Origin of the sequence: Pseudomonas sp. S30, from assembly GCF_016518545.1 — a bacterium.
In the GTDB taxonomy this organism is placed as follows: Bacteria; Pseudomonadota; Gammaproteobacteria; order Pseudomonadales; family Pseudomonadaceae; genus Aquipseudomonas.
Genome location: NZ_JACVTO010000009.1, coordinates 61,391 through 83,927 on the forward strand (window position 1 = coordinate 61,391; position 22,537 = coordinate 83,927).

19 protein-coding genes are annotated in these 22,537 nt (G+C 64.8%); 10 read left to right on the forward strand and 9 right to left on the reverse strand.

Annotation, left to right across the window (positions count from 1 at the left end):
* Nucleotides 1-222: 222 nt before the first annotated feature.
* Nucleotides 223-1,026, forward strand: coding sequence for an AraC family transcriptional regulator (locus IAE34_RS12220; protein WP_200139215.1), 804 nt, complete (start codon nt 223-225; stop codon nt 1,024-1,026).
* 32 nt (nt 1,027-1,058) lie between these two features.
* Here the strand turns inward: IAE34_RS12220 and IAE34_RS12225 are convergent, their stop codons facing one another.
* The gene (locus tag IAE34_RS12225) at nt 1,059-1,613 is read right to left on the reverse strand and encodes a hypothetical protein (protein ID WP_200139216.1); all 555 of its coding nucleotides are present in this window, start codon (nt 1,611-1,613) and stop codon (nt 1,059-1,061) included.
* A 164-nt stretch (nt 1,614-1,777) separates the two neighbouring features.
* Between IAE34_RS12225 and IAE34_RS12230 the strand changes: the two genes are divergently transcribed.
* Genes IAE34_RS12230 through IAE34_RS12240 form a run of 3 tightly spaced genes read left to right on the forward strand, consistent with a single transcriptional unit; the run spans nt 1,778 to nt 4,696 of the window.
* A complete protein-coding gene (locus IAE34_RS12230) occupies nt 1,778-3,184 on the forward strand; it encodes an NAD(P)/FAD-dependent oxidoreductase (RefSeq protein WP_200139217.1) in 1,407 nt (468 codons plus the stop codon).
* Nucleotides 3,185-3,218: 34 nt separating this feature from the next.
* Entirely contained in the window at nt 3,219-3,560 is a 342-nt protein-coding gene (locus tag IAE34_RS12235) for a cupin domain-containing protein (protein ID WP_200139218.1), read from the forward strand.
* Nucleotides 3,561-3,616: 56 nt separating this feature from the next.
* Nucleotides 3,617-4,696, forward strand: coding sequence for a polyamine ABC transporter substrate-binding protein (locus IAE34_RS12240; RefSeq protein WP_200139219.1), 1,080 nt, complete (start codon nt 3,617-3,619; stop codon nt 4,694-4,696).
* Between the two features lie 107 nt (nt 4,697-4,803).
* Here the strand turns inward: IAE34_RS12240 and IAE34_RS12245 are convergent, their stop codons facing one another.
* On the reverse strand, nt 4,804-6,387 hold the full coding sequence (locus IAE34_RS12245) for a peptide chain release factor 3 (RefSeq protein ID WP_200139220.1): 1,584 nt from the start codon (nt 6,385-6,387) through the stop codon (nt 4,804-4,806).
* Nucleotides 6,388-7,012: 625 nt separating this feature from the next.
* Between IAE34_RS12245 and IAE34_RS12250 the strand changes: the two genes are divergently transcribed.
* From IAE34_RS12250 to IAE34_RS12270, 5 genes are all read left to right on the forward strand, one after another.
* Nucleotides 7,013-7,723, forward strand: coding sequence for an ABC transporter permease (locus IAE34_RS12250; protein ID WP_200139221.1), 711 nt, complete (start codon nt 7,013-7,015; stop codon nt 7,721-7,723).
* Between the two features lie 12 nt (nt 7,724-7,735).
* Nucleotides 7,736-8,647 (forward strand): glycine betaine ABC transporter substrate-binding protein, encoded by a 912-nt coding sequence (locus IAE34_RS12255; protein WP_200139222.1) that lies wholly within the window; start codon nt 7,736-7,738, stop codon nt 8,645-8,647.
* Nucleotides 8,644-9,297, forward strand: coding sequence for an ABC transporter permease (locus tag IAE34_RS12260; protein ID WP_200139223.1), 654 nt, complete (start codon nt 8,644-8,646; stop codon nt 9,295-9,297). The genes IAE34_RS12255 and IAE34_RS12260 overlap by 4 nt, the downstream gene beginning before the upstream one ends.
* Complete coding sequence (locus IAE34_RS12265) at nt 9,294-10,451, forward strand: osmoprotectant ABC transporter ATP-binding protein OsmV (protein WP_200139224.1); 1,158 nt, start codon at nt 9,294-9,296, stop codon at nt 10,449-10,451. The genes IAE34_RS12260 and IAE34_RS12265 overlap by 4 nt, the downstream gene beginning before the upstream one ends.
* Nucleotides 10,452-10,908: 457 nt before the next feature.
* Entirely contained in the window at nt 10,909-12,072 is a 1,164-nt protein-coding gene (locus IAE34_RS12270) for a type III PLP-dependent enzyme (RefSeq protein WP_200139225.1), read from the forward strand.
* A gap of 111 nt (nt 12,073-12,183) precedes the next feature.
* Here IAE34_RS12270 and IAE34_RS12275 read toward each other — a convergent pair whose 3' ends face one another.
* Nucleotides 12,184-12,927, reverse strand: coding sequence for a tetratricopeptide repeat protein (locus IAE34_RS12275; protein WP_200139226.1), 744 nt, complete (start codon nt 12,925-12,927; stop codon nt 12,184-12,186).
* A gap of 266 nt (nt 12,928-13,193) precedes the next feature.
* Between IAE34_RS12275 and IAE34_RS12280 the strand changes: the two genes are divergently transcribed.
* Nucleotides 13,194-15,737, forward strand: a complete 2,544-nt coding sequence (locus IAE34_RS12280) for a PepSY domain-containing protein (protein WP_200139333.1) — start codon at nt 13,194-13,196, stop codon at nt 15,735-15,737.
* A 51-nt stretch (nt 15,738-15,788) separates the two neighbouring features.
* On the opposite strand, the gene IAE34_RS12285 is transcribed toward IAE34_RS12280, so the two are convergent.
* From IAE34_RS12285 to hisS, 6 genes are all read right to left on the reverse strand, one after another.
* Complete coding sequence (locus IAE34_RS12285) at nt 15,789-16,580, reverse strand: amidohydrolase (RefSeq protein WP_200139227.1); 792 nt, start codon at nt 16,578-16,580, stop codon at nt 15,789-15,791.
* Nucleotides 16,568-17,716 carry a pyridoxal phosphate-dependent aminotransferase gene (locus tag IAE34_RS12290; RefSeq protein WP_200139228.1) on the reverse strand — a complete coding sequence of 383 codons (1,149 nt, stop codon included), beginning with the start codon at nt 17,714-17,716 and terminating at the stop codon, nt 16,568-16,570. The genes IAE34_RS12285 and IAE34_RS12290 overlap by 13 nt, the downstream gene beginning before the upstream one ends.
* Before the next feature lie 106 nt (nt 17,717-17,822).
* A complete protein-coding gene (der, locus tag IAE34_RS12295) occupies nt 17,823-19,286 on the reverse strand; it encodes a ribosome biogenesis GTPase Der (protein ID WP_200139229.1) in 1,464 nt (487 codons plus the stop codon).
* Nucleotides 19,287-19,403: 117 nt separating this feature from the next.
* A complete protein-coding gene (gene bamB / locus IAE34_RS12300; protein WP_200139230.1) occupies nt 19,404-20,546 on the reverse strand; it encodes an outer membrane protein assembly factor BamB in 1,143 nt (380 codons plus the stop codon).
* A gap of 1 nt (nt 20,547) precedes the next feature.
* The gene (locus IAE34_RS12305; protein ID WP_200139231.1) at nt 20,548-21,189 is read right to left on the reverse strand and encodes a tetratricopeptide repeat protein; all 642 of its coding nucleotides are present in this window, start codon (nt 21,187-21,189) and stop codon (nt 20,548-20,550) included.
* 39 nt (nt 21,190-21,228) lie between these two features.
* The gene (hisS, locus tag IAE34_RS12310) at nt 21,229-22,515 is read right to left on the reverse strand and encodes a histidine--tRNA ligase (RefSeq protein WP_200139232.1); all 1,287 of its coding nucleotides are present in this window, start codon (nt 22,513-22,515) and stop codon (nt 21,229-21,231) included.
* Nucleotides 22,516-22,537 lie beyond the last annotated feature (22 nt).

Genomic DNA, 22,537 nt, shown 5'->3' on the forward strand with positions numbered 1-22,537 from the left:
TTCCGTTGGTTTGCACGGTGGACGGTGCAGCCGACGTGCCAGTTGTCACAAAAAATGACCATCAATAAAATCAAAGAGTTACAAATACAAGGGATGTTAGGATCGTGCGAAACGCCCGAAACCTGCCAACGGGAGTGGGCGTTATGCAGTGCTGCGAGGCCGGTGTGGCTACCCGGCTGTGTCGCGCTTGCCCAGGTTCGGCAGACGTAGCACTATCGCGCCATGAACACGCCTTTTGCGCCTGACGGCCCCGAACAGACTCCGCTGACGGCACAAGTCGTCGGGCGCTACCACCTGTGCTGGAAGCGGCGCGATCTGGATGGCGTGATGGCGCTCTACCACCCGCAGGTGAGATACCAGGATTTTTTTCAGAACCGGGTGCTCGGCCTGCACGAGCTGCGCGAGTACGTTCAAGGCTGCCTGCCCCATCGACAGGGCGAGGACATCGTCCATAACGACCGGATCCGCGTCGACGGCTGTACCGCGTTCATTCAGTACCAGGTCACGGTGCAAGGCGGCGCCGGGCTGGTGGCGTTCCAGTCCAGCGAAGCGATCACCGTGCGCGACGGGCTGATCTGGCGGGTCAACGAATACGCCACCCTGGTGCGTCAAGGCTCGGCCAGCCAGGGCAGCGGGCCAGCGCGCCCGGCCATCAGCCGCCTGGGCTTGTCGCCACGCCAACTGAGCACCATGGCTCAGGACCTCGAGCACTATTTCCAGCAGCGCCGACCCTATCTGGACCCAGGATTGGACCTGCAACGCGTGGCCAGCGAAAGCGGTTACAGCCGCAACCAGATCTCCTACCTGCTCAACCAGGTACTGGGGCAGAGCTTCTACCGCTACGTCAACCACGCTCGGGTACTGCATCTGCTCGACGAACTGCAAACGCCCACCGGCACGCTGCGGATCGACGAGCTCGCGTTTGCGGCGGGCTTCAACTCTCTGTCGGCGTTCTACAAGAGCTTCCGCGACCATACCGGGTTGTCACCCACAGCCTACCTGAGGCAGATGAGGGCGCGACCCTGAGAAGATCGCGCCTCGCCGCCTACGGCCGGTGATCAGCTCTGCGGGAAGCTGATCTCTCCATTGGGGCCGATTTTGCCCTGCACCTGAGTACCGTCGTCGAAAACGAAAATCCCATTGGGGAACAGCTTGCCAGTGCCTGGGTAATCGATGACCCCATCGGGGTTCTGCACGCTGCCATCGGGGTAGGTCACGCTACCGTCCGGGCCTTGCTTGGCATCCGGGATCAACGCCTCGATATAGGGCCAGGCGTATAGCCCCACTCCCAGCACTGCCGCCACGGTACTGGCGACGGTACCCAACTGGCTCAGACGCTCCAGCGCCTCGATGGCTGGCTTGCCACCGGCGGGGGCAGGCACGGGCCGCGGCTTGGGTGCCGGTGGTTTCTTGTAGCCGGCTGGCGCCTTGATAACCAGGCCTGATTTGACGGGGGGCTTCACCGGCGGCTTCACAGGTGGCTTTACCGGTGGTTTCACCGGCGGCTTGATGGGTGGCTTCACCGGCGGCTTCACAGGCGCCGTGACGCCCGGCTTCTTGGGCAGCTTGGGGCCGCCTGCAAAGCGGCGCGGAAGGTCAGAGTGAACGCTCATCAGGTCTCTCCTGCTGTGTGAGATGTCCGGCAAGCTTAGGTACTCGTTCTGCGCGCCTTGCGTTAGATAGCTATGGCGTTCTCTGCGTGCACGCACGCAAGACAGCGCGGCACCGCGCCCACTAGCATCGAGCTCATTCCAAGACGCTTCTGGAGCCGTACTCGATGCACGCCTTGCGCACGATCAGCCTGTGGATGGATCAGCTCGACGAGCCGCTGCAGGCACGCCCTGCCCTGCAGCAGGACATCGACGTGGATGTGTGCATCATCGGCGCCGGCTACACCGGTCTGTGGACCGCGTACTACCTCAAGCGCCAGGCACCGCACCTGCGCATCGCCATCCTCGAGGCACGGATCGCCGGGTTCGGTGCGTCCGGGCGCAATGGCGGCTGGGTGATGGGCAACCTGCTGGGCGAAGACCGTCTGCTGGCCACGCTCTCGGCTCGACAACGCCGCGAGAGCATCGACCTGCTGCACGACATACCCGACGAAGTGCAGCGCGTGGTGCTGCAAGAAGGCATCGACTGCGATTACCGCAAGGGCGGGGTGATCTATTGCGCGGCCCGCTATCCGGAACAGGAACGCAGCTTGCGCGCCTACCTGGATGACCTCTATCGCCAGGGCATGAGCGAAGACGACTACCACTGGCTGAGACCAGAAGCGCTGGCGGGACAGTTGCAGGTCAGCAACGCCTACGGTGCGATCTTCAGCCCTCACGTGGCGACCATCCAGCCGGCCAGGCTGGTACGTGGCCTGGCGCGGGTGGTCGAGCGCCTGGGCGTGGCGCTCTACGAGAACACCCCTGCTCACGACTGGCACAGTGGCGAGGTGCGCTGCGCCCAGGCGAAGGTACGCTGCCAGTGGGTGGTGCCGGCCGTGGAGGGTTACGCCGCCAGCCTGCCGCCGCTGGGTCGGTATCAGTTGCCGGTGCAGAGCCTGCTGGTGGCCACCGAGCCACTGCCGGCGTCGGCCTGGGAGCGGATCGGCCTGAGCCAGGGCCAGGCGTTCAGCGAAGGCAGTCGCCAGGTCACCTATGGCCAGCGCACCGCCGACGACCGCCTGGTGTTCGGTGCCCGCGGCGGCTACCGCTTCGGCGGCCGGCTGCGCGAAGACTTCCACCTGAGCGAGACGGAAATCGGACTGCGCCGCGACCTGTTCGGCGACCTCTTCCCACACCTGAAACAGGTGCGCATCACCCACTCATGGGGCGGCAATCTGGGTATGGCGCGACGTTTCCGCCCGCACATGCTCTGCGACCGCCAGCGCGGGCTGGCGCTGTCCGGCGGCTACGGCGGCGAAGGCGTGGGCGCCAGCAACCTGGGCGGTCGAACGCTGGCCGCGCTGATCCTCGGCCAGCAGAACCACCTCACTGCCCAGCCCTGGGTCCATGACAACCGACCGCTGTCGAGCCTTGCCGGCTGGCCGCCCGAGCCCTGCCGCTGGCTGGGCTACAACGCGATCATCTGCAGCTTCGTTCACGAAGACCGCGTACTCGCCGATCCGGCCAGCCCGGCCTGGCGGCGCCACCTGGCCAGTGGGCTGGCGGGCTTCATGGAAGGTTTCATGCACTGAGTCGCCCCTTTCCTTCACCAGAGACCACGCCGTCATGAGCATCACCCACTTCAAGCACACCGAGCGCGCCACCCTGGAAACGTCCAACCCGGTGGCGGTGCCCCTTGGCGAACCTGTCGCGGTCACCTCCGTCACCTGCGTGGAGCGCAGCGACGGGGTCGAGACCGGCATCTGGGAATGCACGCCTGGGCGCTGGCGCCGGCAGATCGTGCAACAGGAGTTCTGCCACTTCACCACCGGCCGCTGCACCTTCACCCCCGACGGTGGCGAGCCACTGCTCATCGAAGCCGGCGACGCCCTGATGCTGCCGGCCAACAGCACCGGCATCTGGGATATCCAGGAGACCGTGCGCAAGACCTACGTGCTGATTTTCTGATCGTTCGATCGCCTGCCGTTCTTCGATAACAACAGACAAAGCAAGGTAAACCGGACATGCGCACACTTCTGATCGCTCCTTTGATGCTGGCCGCCGGCATGGCCAGCGCCGCCGACTCGGTGAAGATCTACAACTGGTCCAGCTACGTCGCGCCGGACACGTTGCAGAACTTCCAGAAAGCCACAGGCATCACGCCCACTTACGATGTCTACGACAGCAACGAGACCCTCGACGGCAAGCTGATGACCGGCAACTCCGGTTACGACGTGGTGTTTCCGTCCAACCATTTCATGGCCCGGCAGATTCAGGGCAAGGCCCTGAAGGCGCTCGACAAGACCCAGTTGCCCAACTGGCAGAACCTCGACCCGCGCCTGCTCAAGGTGCTGGAGGTCAACGATCCGGGCAACCAGCACGGCTTTCCCTACCTGTGGGGCAGTACCGGCATCGGCTACAACATCGACAAGGTCAAGGCCGCCCTGGGAGCAGACGCCCCCGTGGACTCCTGGGACCTGATCTTCAAGCCCGAGTACCTGAGCAAGCTCAAGAGCTGCGGCGTCGCGGTGCTGGACAATGGCCCCGAGCTGCTGCCGATCGCCCTGAATTACCTGGGTCTGCCCCACCACAGCCAGAAGCCCGAGGACTACGAGCAGGCCAAGGCGCTGCTGATGAAGGCGCGCCCCTACATCAGCTATTTCCATTCGTCCAAGTACACCGGCGATCTGGCCAATGGCGATGTGTGCGTGGTGGTCGGGTTCTCCGGTGATGTGCTGCAGGCCAGAAACCGGGCCGAGGAAGCCAAGAACGGCGTGAAGGTGGGCTACTCGATTCCCAGGGAAGGCGCGCCGCTGTGGTTCGACATGGTCGCCATGCCGGCCGATGCACCGAACGAGAAGGCCGGCTATGCCTACATGAACTATCTGTTGCAACCGCAGGTGATGGCCAACATCAGCAACTACGTGCAGTACGCCAACGGCAATGCCAAGGCCGACGCGCTGGTGGAGCCTGCGCTGCGGCACAACACCATGATCTATCCCAGCGATGCCGTGATGAGCAAGCTGTTCGCCCTGGAGGCGATGCCGGCGAAGATCGATCGGTTGCGCACACGGATCTGGACAAGCATCAAGGCGGGGAACTGAGGCTCCAGGCCTGATGCGCGGCCCCGGGCCAGGGCGCGGTGATGCGCCATGGGTGATCTGCGGAGGCGGCGGCGAACCGCCGCATCCACAGGCTTAGGCGCGACGACTCAGTGGTGCTCGCGGGTGGCGCGGAACTGCACGTCGGGCCAGCGCTCTTCCATCAGCGCCAGGTTGACCCGGGTCGGCGCCAGGTAGGTCAGGTGACCACCGCCGTCGATGGCCAGGTTCTCCACGGCCTTGTTCTGGAATTCCTCGAGCTTCTTCTTGTCATCGCAGGCGATCCAGCGCGCCGACCACACCGTGATCGGCTCGTAGGCGCATTCGACCTTGTACTCTTCCTTCAGCCGGCTGGCGACCACATCGAACTGCAGCACACCGACGGCGCCCAGGATGATGTCGTTGCTGCGCTCGGGGAAGAACACCTGGGTGGCGCCCTCTTCGGCCAACTGCTGCAGACCCTGGCGCAGCTGCTTGGACTTCAGCGGATCCTTCAGGCGCACCCGACGGAACAGCTCCGGCGCGAAGTGCGGAATACCGGTGAAGCCCAGGACTTCGCCTTCGCTGAAGGTGTCGCCGATCTGGATCGTGCCGTGGTTGTGCAGGCCGATGATGTCGCCGGCATAGGCCTCTTCCAGCTGTTCACGCTCGGACGAGAAGAAGGTCAGGGCATCACCGATGCGCAGGTCCTTGCCCAGGCGCACGTGACGCATCTTCATGCCTTTCTCGTAGCGGCCCGAGCAGATGCGCATGAAGGCGATGCGGTCGCGGTGCTTGGGGTCCATGTTCGCCTGGATCTTGAACACGAAGCCGGTGAACTTCTCTTCCACTGGCTCGACGGTGCGCTCGTGGGCCACGCGCGCCAGCGGGCGGGGTGCCCAGTCGACGACCGCATCGAGCACATGGTCGACACCGAAGTTGCCCAGCGCGGTACCGAAGAACACGGGGGTCAACTGGCCGTTGATGAACTCGTCCTGGTTGAATTCGTGGCAGGCACCCTGAACCAGCTCCAGTTGCTCGACGAACGAGTCGTACTGATCGCCCAGGTGCGCGCGCGCTTCGTCGGAGTCGAGTTTCTCGATGATCCTGGCCTCGGTGCGCTCGTGGCCATGGCCTGGGGTGTAGACCACGATGTAGTCGCCGGTGAGGTGATACACGCCCTTGAAGTCGCGGTAGCAGCCGATCGGCCAGGTGATCGGCGCGGCCTTGATCTTGAGCACCGCCTCGATCTCGTCGAGCAGCTCGATGGGGTCACGGATGTCACGGTCGAGTTTGTTGATGAAGCTGACGATCGGCGTGTCACGCAGGCGGCAGACGTCCATCAGGGCGATGGTGCGCGGCTCGACGCCCTTGCCGCCGTCGAGCACCATCAGCGCCGAGTCCACTGCGGTCAGGGTGCGGTAGGTGTCTTCGGAGAAGTCTTCGTGGCCCGGGGTGTCGAGCAGGTTGACCATGTGCTCGCGATAGGGGAACTGCATCACCGAGGTGGTGATGGAGATGCCGCGCTGCTTCTCCATTTCCATCCAGTCGGAGGTGGCATGGCGGTCGGACTTGCGCGACTTCACGGTGCCCGCGACGGAAATCGCCTTGCCCATCAGCAAGAGCTTTTCGGTGATGGTGGTCTTGCCGGCGTCGGGGTGGGAAATGATTGCGAAAGTGCGGCGCTTCGCGACTTCGGCGGCCTGATGGGTCATGGGAAATCGCCTGACTGGGGTTCGAAAAGGGGCGATATCATACCTGAACTGCGCCGCCAGGCCAAAAGCGCCGGTGATGGCCAGCGGTCGGCCTGCCGCACCCTGTCGCCAACGGTCCCGCCACGGCGCATCAGGGAATTGAATGGATTCTGCACAAAAGCGTAGCCCTAGTGTTTTCAGCGCCCGAAGCGCATTTTTGCGCTTTTTTTACGCGCTGAGCAGGGACACAGCCAGTGATTAACACTGGCCAAAAGTGCCACTACGTGGGAACCTTTACGGCTCTGGAGACGTCCACTTCCCTGCAACCCGTTTCGGTTCAGGGCTGGTTAGACCAGCGTTCACGAGCCTGACGGGGCTCGACTCATGGCGTGCAGGCTCCACTGCCCGGGGCCCGCGCCGCTACTCGCGAACACACTCATGGCCTTGCCTTACGGCTCGGTCCAGGGTCTGTGCTAAAGGCTTGCGTGCGAAAGCCAGACGCGGTGAAACGGGCGAGCAAGGGCCGTGTACCGCAGTACATGGGCATTGCCAGCCGTGTTTCGACGCTCTCTGGCCGAGTGCAGAGGTCTTTCGTACGGCCCCAAGAAGAAGAAGTGTGCTCGCCGACGACATAAGGAGTCCACCTGTGGCTAGACGCTACGGAAAAGGGCTGTTGGGATGGGCCGCCGTGCTCGTCATCCTGGCCCTGCTGATCCACTGGATCGGCCTCGACACGATCGCCCGCTACCGCGACGATCTGACGTTCTACCTGCAAGCGCACCTGGTACTGGTGCTGGCTTCGATGGCGGCGGCACTGGCCGTGGGCATCCCCGCCGGCATTGCCTTGAGTCGACCGCACCGGGTCGACAAAGCCGAGCGCTTCATGCAGTTCTTCAACGTAGGCAACACCATCCCTCCCCTGGCCGTACTGGCCATCGCCCTCAGCGTGCTGGGCATCGGCGCCGGGCCTGCGATCTTCGCCCTGTTCCTCGCCTCTCTCCTGCCGATCGTGCGCAACACCTACGAAGGCCTGAAAAACGTCCCCGCCTCGCTCAAGGAGGCCGCCACCGGCATCGGCATGACTCCGCGTCAGCAGTTGTGGCAGGTAGAGCTGCCCAATGCGGTTCCGATCATCGTCGGGGGTGTGCGCGTGGCGCTGGCACTGAACGTGGGCACCGCGCCCCTGGCTTTCCTCATCGGTGCCAATAGCCTGGGCAGCCTGATCTTCCCTGGCATCGCCTTGAACAACCAGCCACAGCTGCTGCTGGGCGCTGCCTGCACAGCGCTGTTGGCACTGGCCCTAGACGTGCTGGTGAGCGCCTCCAGCAAGCGCTGGCTGGAACGCGGCCTGGCCTAAGGAAGACACTCCATGAAGAAAGCTATCGCCTTGCTCCTGGGCGCAGGCCTGCTGTTGGCAGGTCTGGCCCAGGCAGCGGAAAAACCGCTGATTCGCGTCGGCGCACGGGTATTCACCGAACAGACCGTGCTCGCTGAAATCACTGCGCAGTACCTGCGCGCCAACGGCTTCGACGTCCGCGTCACCGGCGGTCTGGGCAGCAGCCTGGCACGTCAGGCGCAGGAAACCGGCCAACTCGACCTCATGTGGGAATACACCGGGGTTTCGCTGGTGTCCTACAACCACATCGATGAACGCATGCCCACCCCCGAGGCGACGTACGCCAGGGTCAAGGCGCTGGACGAGAAGAAAGGGCTGATCTGGCTCAAACCGTCGAAGTTCAGCAACACCTACGCCCTGGCGCTGCCCAGCGAAGTGGCCAAGGCCTACCCGCAGATCACCACCATCAGCCAGCTGAACCAGGTGCTCGAGGACGAGAAGGCGCGCAAGCACCTCGTCGCGCTGGACACCGAATTCGCCAATCGCCCGGATGGCCTGGACGGCCTGCAGAAGAAGTATGGCATGCACCTGGGCCGCGCCAACATCCGCCAGATGGACGCCGGCCTTGTGTACACGGCGCTGCGCAACGATCAGGTGTTCGCCGGGCTGGTGTACACCACCGACGGGCGGCTCAACGCCTTCAAGCTGACACTGCTCGAAGACGACAAGCACTACTTCCCGGACTACACCGCAGGCCCGGTGGTGCGCAAGGCCGTGCTCGACGCCCACCCGCAACTGGCCGGGCTGCTCGCCCCCCTGGCCGACGCCCTGGACGACGAAACCATGCGCCAGCTCAACGCCAAGGTGGACGTGGAGCACCAGAGCCCGTCGTCGGTAGCGGCCGCCTTCCTGCGTGAGCATCCCCTGCACGAGGTGACCCCATGAACCTGTTCGACACCTTCGCCCACCTGGATTGGGCACTGGTCCTGCAGCTGACCTGGCAGCACGTCATGCTGGTGGGCATCGCCGTGGGCCTGGCCATCGTCATCGGCGTTCCGCTGGGCATCCTGATGACCCGCTTCCCGGTGCTCGCCGGACCGCTGCAGGCCAGCGCCACGGTGCTGCTGACCATCCCCTCGATCGCCCTGTTCGGGCTGCTGCTGCCGTTCTACTCCAAGTTCGGCCAGGGCCTGGGGCCACTGCCGGCGATCACCGCGGTGTTCCTCTATTCCCTGCTGCCGATCCTGCGCAACACCTACCTGGCGCTGACCAACGTCGAGCCGGGTATTCGCGAAGCCGCGCGCGGCATCGGCATGACCTTCGGCCAGCGCCTGCGCATGGTCGAGTTGCCCATCGCCGTCCCGGTGATCCTCGCCGGGGTACGCACCGCCGTGGTGATGAACATCGGCGTGATGACCATCGCCGCAACCATCGGCGCCGGAGGCCTGGGCGTACTCATCCTCACCTCCATCAGCCGCAGCGACATGTCGATGCTGCTGGTCGGCGCCGTACTGGTCAGCCTGCTGGCGATCATCGCCGACCTGCTGCTGCAAACCCTGCAACGTGCCCTGACTCCAGAAGGACTGCGCTCATGATCGAATTGAAGAACCTCAGCAAGACCTTCAACGCCAACGGCAAGGACGTCAAAGCCGTCGACTCGGTCAGCCTCACCGTCAACGAAGGCGAAATCTGCGTGTTCCTCGGCCCCTCGGGCTGTGGCAAGAGCACCACCCTGAAGATGATCAACCGCCTGATCACCCCGACCTCCGGCCAGGTGTTCATCAACGGTGAAGACACCACCGGCCTGGACGAAGTGACTCTGCGCCGGCACATCGGCTACGTGATCCAGCAGATCGGCCTGTTCCCCAACATGACCATCGAGGAGAACATCACCGTGGTGCCGCGCCTGCTGGGTTGGGACAAGCAGCGCTGCCACGACCGAGCGCGCGAGCTTATGAGCATGATCAAGCTCGAACCCAAGCAGTACCTGCAACGCTATCCGCGCGAGCTGTCCGGTGGCCAGCAGCAGCGCATCGGCGTGATCCGCGCGCTGGCCGCCGAGGCACCGGTGCTGTTGATGGACGAGCCGTTCGGCGCCGTCGACCCGATCAACCGCGAGATGATCCAGAACGAGTTCTTCGAGATGCAACGAGCGCTGAACAAGACCGTGATCATGGTCAGCCACGACATCGACGAAGCCATCAAGCTGGGCGACAAGATCGCCATCTTCCGCGCTGGCAAGCTGCTGCAACTGGACCATCCGGACACGCTGCTGGCGCACCCGGTGGACGACTTCGTCAGCAACTTCGTCGGCCAGGACAGCACCCTCAAGCGCCTGCTGCTGGTGCGCGCCGAAGATGCCGCCGACAACGCCCCCTCGGTCAGCCCGGACACCCCGGTGGCCGAGGCCCTGGAACTGCTCGACGAACACGACCGCCGCTACGTGGTGGTGACCGATGCGGCCAACAAGGCCCAGGGCTACGTGCGTCGGCGCGACATGCACCGCCAGCAAGGCACCTGCGCCGACTTCCTGCGCCCGTTCAACGCCACCGCAGCCCACGACGAGCACCTGCGCATCCTCTTGTCGCGCATGTACGAGTTCAATCGCGCCTGGCTGCCGGTGCTCGATGCCGAGCAGGTGTTCCTCGGCGAGGTGACCCAGGAGTCGATCGCCGCCTACCTGAGCTCGGGCAGATCACGTGGGGCCAAGACCAGCATCGTGTCACCCGCCGAGGTCGCGGCCAGCTGAGGCTGCGCAAGGCGGATTTTTTCCTCGGTAACAAAAAATTTATGGACCCGGATCGGTACCCAGGTACCGCCTCCGGGTGGCCATAAATATGAACACCGGAACCCGCTTTCACGCGGGTTCGACCGAGGCCCGGAACGCTCGATGCCCGCATGAAGGGCATCGCCCTCGCCTCTTCCCCATAACGCCCTTCCACAATTTTTTACGCCCGAATCGTCCGTGGGAACATCACCGCGTCACACGGGTCGGTTATTCCACGGGCTGCGTGGCGAACCACCAGGAACAGGCTGCGATTGCGGGTTGATTCCAGGGTTCTCACGCCCTACAGTGCGCGCCGAACGTCCATGCTGGAAACGATCCATCCGGCTCAAGTACTGAGTAGGCGAACCAAAGTGGGGATACGCAGGACGTTCGGTTTGCAGCCACTTATTCTTTCAGTTTGCCCATGGAGTCCCTGAGCATGTCGATCCAGGTCGAAGACTATTTCGCACGCGACACTTTCCAGAAGATGAAGGCGTTCGCCGACAAGCAGGAAACCCCGTTCGTACTCATCGACACCCAGATGATCAGCCAGGCCTATGACGACCTGCGCGCGGGCTTCGAATTCGCCAAGGTGTACTACGCGGTCAAGGCCAACCCGGCCGTGGAGATCATCGACCTGCTCAAGGACAAGGGCTCGAATTTCGACATCGCCTCGATCTACGAGCTGGACAAGGTCTTGGGGCGCGGCGTCGGTGCCGAGCGCATCAGCTACGGCAACACCATCAAGAAGTCCAAGGACATCCGCTACTTCTACGAGAAGGGCGTGCGTCTGTACGCCACCGACTCCGAAGCCGACCTGCGCAACATCGCCAAGGCAGCGCCGGGTTCGAAGGTCTACGTGCGCATTCTCACCGAAGGCTCCACCACCGCCGACTGGCCGCTGTCGCGCAAGTTCGGTTGCCAGACCGACATGGCCATGGACCTGCTGATCCTGGCCCGCGACCTGGGCCTGGTGCCCTATGGCATCTCCTTCCACGTCGGCTCACAACAGCGCGATATCAGCGTGTGGGACGCGGCCATCGCCAAGGTCAAGGTGATCTTCGAGCGCCTCAAGCAAGAGGACGGTATCGAGCTCAAGCTGATCAACATGGGCGGCGGCTTCCCGGCCAACTACATCACCCGCACCAACAGCCTGGAAACCTACGCCGAAGAGATCATCCGGTTCCTCAAGGAAGACTTCGGTGACGATCTGCCGGAAATCATCCTCGAGCCCGGCCGCTCGCTGATCGCCAATGCCGGCATCCTGGTCAGCGAAGTGGTGCTGGTGGCGCGCAAGTCGCGCACGGCGGTCGAGCGCTGGATCTACACCGACGTGGGCAAGTTCTCCGGCCTGATCGAAACCATGGACGAGGCGATCAAGTTCCCGATCTGGACCGAGAAGAAAGGCGAGACCGAAGAAGTGGTGATCGCCGGGCCGACCTGCGACAGCGCCGACATCATGTACGAGAACTACAAGTACGGCCTGCCGCTGAACCTGGCCATCGGCGACCGCCTGTACTGGCTGTCCACCGGCGCCTACACCACCAGCTACAGCGCCGTGGAATTCAACGGATTCCCGCCGCTGAAGTCGTACTACCTGTAATTTGGCACGAAGCCAGCGAGCGCCTGCTCGCTGGCCCGCTGCGCACGCCGCTGCCAGTGCGCCGCCGCTTTGCCAGGCCAGTGCAAGACTGGTCTGGGCATCCTCGATCGATCAATCCTCGCGCCCTTCGAGCGCCTCGGCATAGCGCGCCGCGAAACTGGTCAACCGCGGGCCTGCCTCCTGCAACTGCGCCAGGGCACTGCGCAGAAACGCCGTGTGTCCCTCCACGCGCGCCTGCTCGAACCAGCGCGACGCCTCGCCCATTTCCCCGCGTGAGGCCAGCACCAGTGCCAGGCTGAACATGCCGCGAAAATCCCCAGCCTCAGCCGCCCGCCGATACCAGCGTGCGGCCCGCAGTGGGCTGGCGGCGACTGCGATGCCCTGCTCCAAGTAACGCCCGTAGACGTTCATCGACTTGGCATGCCCCTGCTGCGCCGCCTTCTCGAAGCAGGTCAGGGCCAGTGCCTGGTCGGCCGGAAGACCGCGTCCGGTGGCCAGCAGATTGCCCAGGTTGTACATCCCCCAATCCGAGCCTGCGTCGGCAGCCTGGGCGTAATGCACGGCTGCCTGACTCAGGGCCACCTCGCCGCCCCAACCATGCTCCAGGCAGCGGCCCAGCAGGTTATGCGCCTTGGCATCGCCCGCCTGGGCGGCCACCGCCAGCCAGTGCCGGGCCAGGCGCTCGTCCTGCTCGATGCCGCAGCCGTCGAGCAGGATTCGTCCGAGCAACCTCTGGGCCGGCACCACGCCCTGTCCCGCCGCGGCCAGAATGGCCTTCGCGGCTTGCGCAGGCTGGTGTTCGAGCAGGGCGCTCAGTCGATCGGCATCGAACCGTGGCGAGGTGCAGGGCTGCATGCGAAGGCTACCTTTGAACGTGCAAAAGACGACCATGATAGGGAGAGGCTTTCACCAGGGGCAAGGGCCGTCGGGCCGGGCGCGTGCTCCGAGAAGCGGGTAAATCGCCCACGGGCCTTCGCAAATGCTAACCAGTCTCAATTGTTACTCTTCCTCGCTTGCATTAGAATCCCAGCGCCCTGCCGCCGTGCCGACCCAGGTGGCAAGTCTGCGCCTAGCGAGCGGCCGTGGCATCGCGTGTCGCTCCCCAGAACAAGGTAATCGAAGTGCTGAAGAAGTCGCTGTTCCAATTGCACTGGTTCTTCGGCATCAGTGCCGGCCTGGTATTGGCGTTGATGGGGATCACCGGTGCGATCTGGTCGTTCCAGGAAGAACTGCTGCGCCTGTTCAACCCGCAGGTGCTCAAGGTCCAGGTGCGCCCCGAAGGGGTACTGCCATTGCCCGAGCTGGTACGCCGCGCCGAGGCGGTCCAGCAGGACAAGGTCGCCATGGTGTGGGTCAACACCCGCAGCGATGACGCCGCCCGCCTGTTCTTCAAAGCCCCGCCTGGCGAACGCCGTGGCGCCCTGCGCTATGCCGATCCGTACACCGGTGAGCTGCGCGGCGAGGTGGCAGGGCAGGACTTCTTCAACCTGATGCTGCAATTGCACCGCTTCCTGGCCATGGGCGACAGCGGCCGGCAGATCACCGGCGCCTGTACCCTGATGCTGATCTTCTTCTGCCTCTCCGGCCTGTACCTGCGCTGGCCACGCAGGGCCAGGGACTGGCGCGCGTGGCTGACCTTCGACTGGGCACGCAAGGGTCGTGCCTTCAACTGGGACCTGCATGCTGTGGCCGGTACCTGGTGCTTGCTGTTCTACCTGCTGTTCGCCCTGACCGGGCTGTTCTGGTCCTACGAATGGTATCGCCAAGGGCTGGAACGGCTGCTCGCCGATCCGCCGGCCGAAGGGCAAACGCGTGTCGAGCGCCGCCCCCGCCCAGCGCCTGCGGGCCAGCAAGCGGCACCTCTGGTGGTGGATTATCCGGCCATCTGGTCTGCGCTCAAGGTCGCGGCAGGGCCCGGGCTGGCCGCCTACAACCTGCGCCTGCCAGCGGCCGGAGGGCAACCGGCCAACCTGTTCTACATGCTCGACGATGCCGCCCATCCGCGCGCCTACAATACCCTGGTGCTGGACCCCGCCAGCGGAGCGGTCAAGAGCCACGAGCGCTATACCGACAAATCGCTCAAGGCGCAGTTGCTGCAGAGCGTCTATGCCCTGCACGTGGGCGAATACTTCGGCCTGCCAGGTCGCATCATCCTCACCGTGGCCAGCTTGACCATGCCGCTGTTCTTCGTCACCGGCTGGCTGCTCTACCTGGACCGCCGCCGCAAGCAGCGCCAGGTACGCGAGGCCCGAGGGAGCGTGTCCAACGCCGATGACAGCGACCATGGCTGGCTGGTCGCCTTCGCCAGCCAGAGCGGGCTGGCAGAGCAGTGGGCTTGGCAGAGCGCCGGTCAGCTCCAGGCGGCGGGCATACCCGTGAAAGTGTGCGCGCTTGGCGAACTGGACCAGGCCCAGCTGAGCCGCGCGACACGGATCCTGTTCGTGGTCAGCACCTTCGGCGAGGGCCAGCCTCCGGACAGCGCCCGTGGCTTCGAGCGCAAGGTCCTGGGCCAGGCCCTCGACCTGAAGCACCTGAGCTGCGCCGTGCTCGGACTGGGCGACCGTCAGTACCCGCACTTCTGCGGCTTCGCCCGCCGCCTGCAAGCCTGGCTGGAGGCGCGCGGGGCCAGCTTGGCGTTCGCCCCGATCGAAGTCGACAATGCCGACGCTGGCGCGCTGCAGCAATGGCAGCAGGCGCTGGCGCAGCTCACCGGCACTACGCTGACCAGCCCCTGGCAAGCGCCGGAGCATGACCGCTGGCGCCTGGTCAGGCGTCAACTGCTCAACCCGGGCAGCGAAGGCGCGCCGGTGTTCCTGCTGGGGCTGAGCGCCGAGCGCCCGAGCACCTGGGAAGCGGGTGACCTGGTGCAGGTCCTGCCTCGCCACGGCCAGGCCCGCGTGGACACCTTCCTGCAAGGGCTCGGGCTTGAAGCTACCCAGGCCGTGCAGGTGGACGGCGTGACGCAGCCCCTCGCCCAGGCGCTGGCCAGCCGGCAATTGCCGAACACTCGCGAGCATCTGATCGGCTTGCATGCTCAGGCGCTGGTCGAGGCGCTGATACCGCTGGATGCACGCGAGTACTCCATCGCCTCGATCGCCAGCGACGGGATACTGGAACTGATCGTGCGCCAGGCGTTTCAACCCGACGGGAGCCTGGGACTGGGCTCCGGCTGGCTCACCGAACACCTCCCGCTGCAGGACACCACTCTACTGCAGGTACGCCGCAACAGCAGTTTCCACGTGCCAGAGGCGCCCGTCCCGCTGGTGTTGATCGGCAATGGCACGGGCATGGCCGGCTTGCGCAGCCTGCTCAAGGCCCGGATCAGCGCAGGCGAAACGCGCAACTGGTTACTGTTCGGGGAGCGCAACCGCGCCTGCGACCTGCTGTGCGGTGAGCAACTGCTCGCCTGGCTGGACAGCGGCGACCTGGCTCGGCTCGACCTGGCGTTCTCAAGGGACCAGGCGCAGAGAATCTATGTGCAGGATCTGCTGCTGGAGCAGGCAGCCACCTTGCGCCGCTGGATCGAGGACGGCGCCTGCGTCTACGTCTGCGGCAGCCTCAAGGGCATGGCCGCTGGCGTGGACGCAGCGCTCAGAGGGATTCTGGGGGAAGAGGCCGTCGAGCGCCTGATCGAGGATGGCCGCTACCGGCGCGATGTCTATTGAACGCGCCGGGTTCGGAACATCGAACCGCGCGGCGACGGCCCCGCCGACCGCTCAATGGATGTCGAAGGTATCGGCGTCCAGGTTCGCCGGAAACCGCGTGCGATAGGCCGCCAGGTCCGCTGCGCTCAAGGCCACATGCAACACCCCGTCGGCTTCCGCCGCACCCAGCAACACCTCACCCTGGAAATCCAGGACCTGACTGTCGCCTGAGTACGCGAAGCCTTTACCGTCGGTGCCCACCCGGTTCACCGCGGCGACATAGCACAAGTTCTCGATCGCCCGTGCCGGCAACAGCCGGTTCCAGTGCTGACGTCGCGCCGCCGGCCAGTTGGCGGTGTACAGCAACAGGTCGGTATCCTGGGCATCGCGACTCCAGACCGGAAAGCGCAGGTCGTAGCAGATCAACGGACGAATGCGCCAGCCCTTGAGCTCGAACTGCACCTGCCGCTCGCCCGGCGTGTAGTGCTCATGCTCCCCGGCCATTCGGAACAGGTGGCGCTTGTCGTAGTGCAGCACCTGGCCGTCGGGCCGCGCCCACAGCAGCCGGTTGCGGTGGCTGCCATCGACCGTGCGCACGATCACGCTGCCGGTGACCACCGCCTCCAGCTTCCTGGCCTGGGCCTTGAGCCATTTGTGGCTCGGGCCCTGTTCAGGCTCGGCCAGCCGCTCGGCGTCCATGCTGAAGCCGGTGGTGAACATCTCCGGGAGCACCACCAGGTCCGCCCCGTGCGCCTGTTCGAGAAGACCCTCGAAATGCGCCAGGTTGGCCTCGCGGTCATGCCAGGCCAGGGTGGTCTGGATCAGCGCCAGGTTCAGGTTGGGCAGTTGGCTCAGATCGCGCATAGTTTCAGCGCTGCCTCACGCAGCGTCTCCTCTCGTTTGGCGAAGCACAGGCGCACCAGGCGCTGCTCGGCGATGGGCTGCTGGTAGAACACCGACACCGGAATGCTCGCCACGCCATGCTCGCGGGTCAGCCACAGGGCCATCTGCACGTCATCGAGGTCCGGGCGGATCGCCGAATAGTCCAGCAACTGGAAATAGGTGCCGGCCGTGGGGGTGAAGGTGAAGCGCGATTTACGCAGCAGGTCGCAGAACAGGTCGCGCTTGGCCTGGTAGAACGCCGGCAGCGCATCCACGTGCTGCGGTTGCTCGGCCATGAACTCGGCCAGTGCCCACTGCAACGGGGTGACACCGCAGAAGTTGACGTACTGATGCACCTTGCGCAGTTCCGCGCTCAAGGCCGGCGGCGCGACCACATAGCCGGTCTTCCAGCCGGTGACGTGGTAGGTCTTGCCGAAGGAGCTGACCACGAAGGCCCGGTCATACAGCTCTGGATGCGCCAGCACGCTGGCATGCCCTACCCCGTCGAACACCAGATGCTCGTAGACTTCGTCGCTGAGCAGGTACAGATCGCGCCCGGCAATCGATTCGGCGAGCTGCTGCAGGTCTTCATGGCTGATCAGCGCACCGCTGGGATTGTGCGGCGAATTGAGCACGACCATGCGCGTGCGTGGCGTCAGGGCATCGGCGAAGCGCTGCCAGTCGATGCGAAAATCGCCGTGGCTGAGGGGCACGTGCACGCAACGACCGCCGGCCAGCGTCACGGCCGGATCGTAGCTGTCGTAGCAAGGGTCGAAGACGATGACTTCGTCGCCCGGCCGAATCACGGCCTGGATAGCGCAGAAGATCGCTTCGGTGGCGCCGGGGGTAATGGTGATTTCCTGGTCGACGTCCGGGGTGACGCCATACAGACGGGCGATCTTGGCCGCTACCTGTTCACGCAGCACGGGCAAGCCGGTCATGGGCGCGTACTGGTTGTGGCCGGCCTGGACAGACCGCGTCACGGCCTCGAGCAGCGCAGGCGGGGCCGGAAAGTCGGGGAACCCCTGGGACAGGTTCAGCGCGCCCGTCTGGGCGGCGAGCTGGGACATGCGGGTGAAGATGGTCGTGCCGACATTGGGCAGCTTGCTGCTGATCATGGAGCCCTCTTTCCTGCGGACTGAGGCAGATAAGCTACAAGCTATGGGCAGGTGACGACAAGGGAGGCGTGGCAGCGGCGGCCATTCGCCGCCGCTGCCGCAGGGATCAGCGCTTGTCCTTGCGCTTCTTCTCGGCCTTCTTGTGGTGCGACATCAAGCGGCGCTTCTTGTTGACCTGGCGATCGGTGAGGGTGTTCTTGTTGCCCTCGTAGGGGTTTTCGCCGCCCTTGTATTCGATGCGGATCGGCGTGCCGACCAGTTTCAACACCCGGCGATAGGTGTTTTCCAGGTAGCGCGAGTAGGAGCGCGGGATCTTGTCGGTCTGGTTGCCGTGGATCACGATCAGCGGCGGGTTGGCGCCACCGAGGTGGGCATAGCGCAGCTTGATGCGACGACCGTTGACCAGCGGCGGCTGGTGCTCGCTGACGGCATCCTCGAGAATCTGCGTCAGGCGGCTGGTCGGCCAGCGGGTGACGGCCGACATGAACGCAGCCTGGATCGACTTGTACAGATGGCCCACGCCGGTGCCGTGCAGCGCCGAGATGAAGTGGATGTCGGCGAAGTCGACGAAGAACAGCCGACGCTCCAGCTCGGTCTTCACGTAGTCGCGCTCGCCCGACTCCATGCCATCCCACTTGTTCAGGGCGATGACGATGGCCCGGCCCGCTTCCAGGGCGAAGCCCAGCAGGTTCAGGTCGTGGTCCACCACGCCTTCGCGGGCGTCCATGACGAACACCACCACGTTGGCGTCCTTGATCGCCTGCAAGGTCTTGACCACCGAGAACTTCTCGACTTCCTCGTGGATCTTGCCGCGCTTGCGCACACCGGCGGTGTCGATGAAGGTGTATTTCTCGCCGTCACGCTCGAACGGGATGTAGATGCTGTCACGGGTAGTGCCAGGCTGGTCGTAGACCACCACGCGCTCCTCGCCGAGCATGCGGTTGACCAGCGTGGACTTGCCCACGTTCGGTCGCCCGATGATGGCGATCTTGATGCCATCCTTCTCGCTCGGACCGGGAATACGCGCAGCTTCCTCGCCCTCGGCGACTTCGGCATCCAGCGCTTCCTCGACCTGGTCGCGTGGGATATGACCGAGCACGGCCTCCATCAGGCCGTTGATGCCACGGCCTTGGGAACCGGCCACCGGAATGGCGTTGCCCATGCCCAGGGGCGAAAACTCGGCGCGGGCCACGTCGGCGTCGATGTTGTCGATCTTGTTGGCGACCAGGATCGCTTCCTTGTTCCGCTTGCGCAGGTGCTCGGCGATCATCTGGTCGGCGGCGGTCATGCCGGCGCGGGCATCGACCAGGAACAGCACGTAGTCGGCTTCCTCGATGGCCATCAGCGACTGGGCGGCCATCTTTTCGTCCATGCCCACTTCGTCGCCGGTGATACCGCCGGTGTCGATGAGGATGTACGAGCGGCCCTGCCAGGCGGCATCGCCATACTGGCGATCGCGCGTCAGCCCCGAGAGGTCGCCGACGATGGCGTCACGGGTCTTGGTGAGTCGGTTGAACAGGGTGGATTTGCCGACGTTCGGCCGGCCCACCAGGGCGATTACGGGAACCATGCGGCTCTCCACTCTTGAATTCTTGAAAATGCAAAGGCCGCTGCAAGGCAGCGGCCGGAGTTCGGGCGGCGCGTCCTGCGCCGCGGCCTGAAACCGAGGACGGTTTCAAGCATAGCGTCAGCGGATGGTCAGTGCCTCGAGCTTGCCGCTGTTGCCATAGACGTAGATCGTGTTGCCCACCACCAGCGGACGCGCACGCAGGCCGTCGCTGTCGATGCGCTCACGGCCGACGAAGCGACCGTCGACCTGGCTCAGCAGGTGCAGGTAGCCTTCGAAGTCGCCCACCGCCACATAGCTGGACACCACCTCGGGAGCGGTCAGCTGCCGACGAGCCAGCGCATCGTTGCTCCACAGCGCCGAAGTAGAACGCTCGTCGATACCCTCGACGGTGCCGGACGCCTCGCTGACGTAGACGGTGCCCAGACCCTGGGCGACCCCCACGTAGCTGGACGCATCGCGCTGCCACAGCACTCGACCGCTCTCCAGGTCCAGGCCGGCGACGCGACCCTGGTAGCTGCTCACGTAGAGGATGCCACCGGACAGCTGCAGGCCGCCGTCGATATCAACCACGCGCTCGAGCTCCGAACGACCTTTTGGAACCGCCACGCGGGCTTCCCACACCGGTACACCGTTCTGGGTATCGACGGCCACCACCTTGCCGGTGGACAGGCCGGCCACCGCCAGGCGGTTGGTCACGATCGGCGCACCCGTGCCGCGCAGGGTCAGTACGGCAGGGGAGCTTTCGTAGATCCAGCGGCGCTCGCCAGTGGCGAAGTCCAGGCCCACCAGACGGTCGTCCTGGGTCTGCACCACCACCACGTCACCATTGGTGGCGGGCGGGGCCAGCACTTCGCTGGTCACGCGCGAGCGCCAGCGCTCTTCGCCGGTGCTGGCATCCAGCGCGATGACCTCACCCTTGAGGGTGCCCATCATCACCAGGCCGTAACCCACGCCCACGGCGCCGGACACCGGCACTTCCAGATCCTTGTCCCAGATGACGTCGCCGTTGAGGCGATTCAGGGCGTAGATCTTGCCATTGACGTCGGCGGCGAAGATGCGGTCGTTCTCGATGGCCGGCACCAGAAGATTGTACTTCTCGCCCTGGCCATCACCGATCGAACGGCTCCACTGTTTGCTGAGCACCACCTCTTCGGTGAACTTGGTCAGTTCGGCCGGGGGCAGTTCCTTCTTGCTGTTGCTGCTGCAACCCGCGGCCAGGACGGCCAGGGCGAGCACTGCTGCTTGTTTCCAACCGGTCACGTCACGCGTCCCCTTTGGCCAGGTCATCGAGCTTGAGTTGCAGGCCACCGATCGCGGCGTCGTCGGACAGCGCGGCCTTGGCTTTTTCGTAGGCGCCATGAGCATCGTCGGCACGGCCCAACTGGACCAGCAGATCGCCCTTGAGCTCTTCGCGGCTGGCCTGGAAGGCCTTGTCGGCGTCGCCGTCGAGCAGCTTGAGCGCCTCATCGGCCTTGTTCTGCGCCGCGAGCACGCGCGCCAGGCGCTGACGGGCGATCTCGCCGAGCGTAGCATCGGCCGGCTTGTCCATCACGCCCTTGAGTTCGGTGACGGCGTCGTCGAGCTTGCCGCTCTCGACCGCGACCTTGGCCACGAACAGGCTGCCGTACTGGGCGTAGGCGGTGCCGCCGTACTCGCTCTTGAGCTTGCCGGACAACTCGGCGACCTTGGTCGCATCCGGCTTGCCGTCAGGCGTCAAGGCGGTCTCCAGCAGCGCCTGATAGAGCACGGACGCGCCCTGCGACTGGTTGCTCTGATATTTGTGCCAGGCCTGCCAGCCCATCACCAGCGCAGCGGCGAGCAAGGCTCCGGTCAGCAGCGGCTTGCCGTTGCGGTTCCACCAGTCCTTGGCTGCCACCAGGCCTTCATCATCGGTACTCGACACCCCAATACTCCTTTTCAGCAATTCGGCTGTATGACCGCTTCACGCCTGCGCGAGAGCAGCTTGCAGGTGCTCGGCCAGAGCATCCCAGGCAATGTTCTGTTGTTCGCCCTGGCCACGCAGGGGCTTGAAACCTACCACTTGTTGCGCCAGCTCGTCGTCCCCCAGGATCAGGGCGAACAATGCCCCGCTGCGGTCGGCTTTCTTGAACTGGTTCTTGAAATTGCCGCCCCCGGCGTTGATCGCCAGGCGCAGGTTCGGCAGGCGGTCGCGCAACTGCTCGCCAAGGGTGAGCCCGGCCAGCTCGGCCTGCTCGCCGAAGGCGCAGAGGTAGACGTCCAGCGTGCGGGCGATGGACTCGGGCACCTGGCCCAGGGTTTCGATCAGCAGCAGCAGGCGCTCGATGCCCATGGCGAAGCCGACACCGGCCGTGGGCTTGCCGCCCATCTGCTCGACCAGGCCATCGTAGCGGCCACCCGCGCAGACGGTCCCCTGGGCGCCGAGCTTGTCGGTGACCCATTCGAAGACGGTCTTGCTATAGTAGTCCAGGCCACGCACCAGTTTGGTATTGATCACGAACGGAATGCCGGCGGCGTCCAGGCGGGCCTTCACGCCCTCGAAGTGCACCCGGGACTCCTCGTCCAGGTAATCCTCCAGCTTCGGCGCGCCGACCAGTGCGGCCTTGGTGCCTTCGTGCTTGCTGTCGAGGATGCGCAGCGGGTTGCTCTTGAGCCTACGCTGGCTGTCTTCGTCCAGCTGATCGAGTCGCTCGGAGAGAAACGCCACCAGGGCGTCACGGTAACGCGCGCGCGCCTCGCTGGTGCCCAGGCTGTTGAGCTCCAGGGTGACCGCGTCCTGGATGCCCAGGCGCGCCCACAGGCGCCAGGTGAGCAGGATCAGTTCGGCATCGATATCGGGACCGGCCAGGTTGAACACTTCGACGCCGATCTGGTGGAACTGCCGGTAGCGACCCAGCTGCGGGCGCTCGTGACGGAACATCGGGCCGACGTACCAGAGCTTCTGCACCTGGCCATTGCCGATGATGCCGTGCTCGAGCACCGCGCGTACGCACGCCGCCGTGCCTTCCGGGCGCAAGGTCAGGGAGTCCTTGTTGTCCTGGAAGGTATACATCTCTTTTTCGACGATGTCGGTGACTTCACCGATCGAGCGCTTGAACAACTCGGTGAACTCGACGATCGGCGTGCGGATCTGGCTGTAGCCATAAGTGTCCAGCAGGCTGGCCACGGTGCCCTCGAAGTAGCGCCACAGCGGCGACTGCTCGGGCAGGATGTCGTTCATGCCACGGATGGCTTGCAGCGATTTGCTCACGAAAAGTCCTTACGAATCTGTA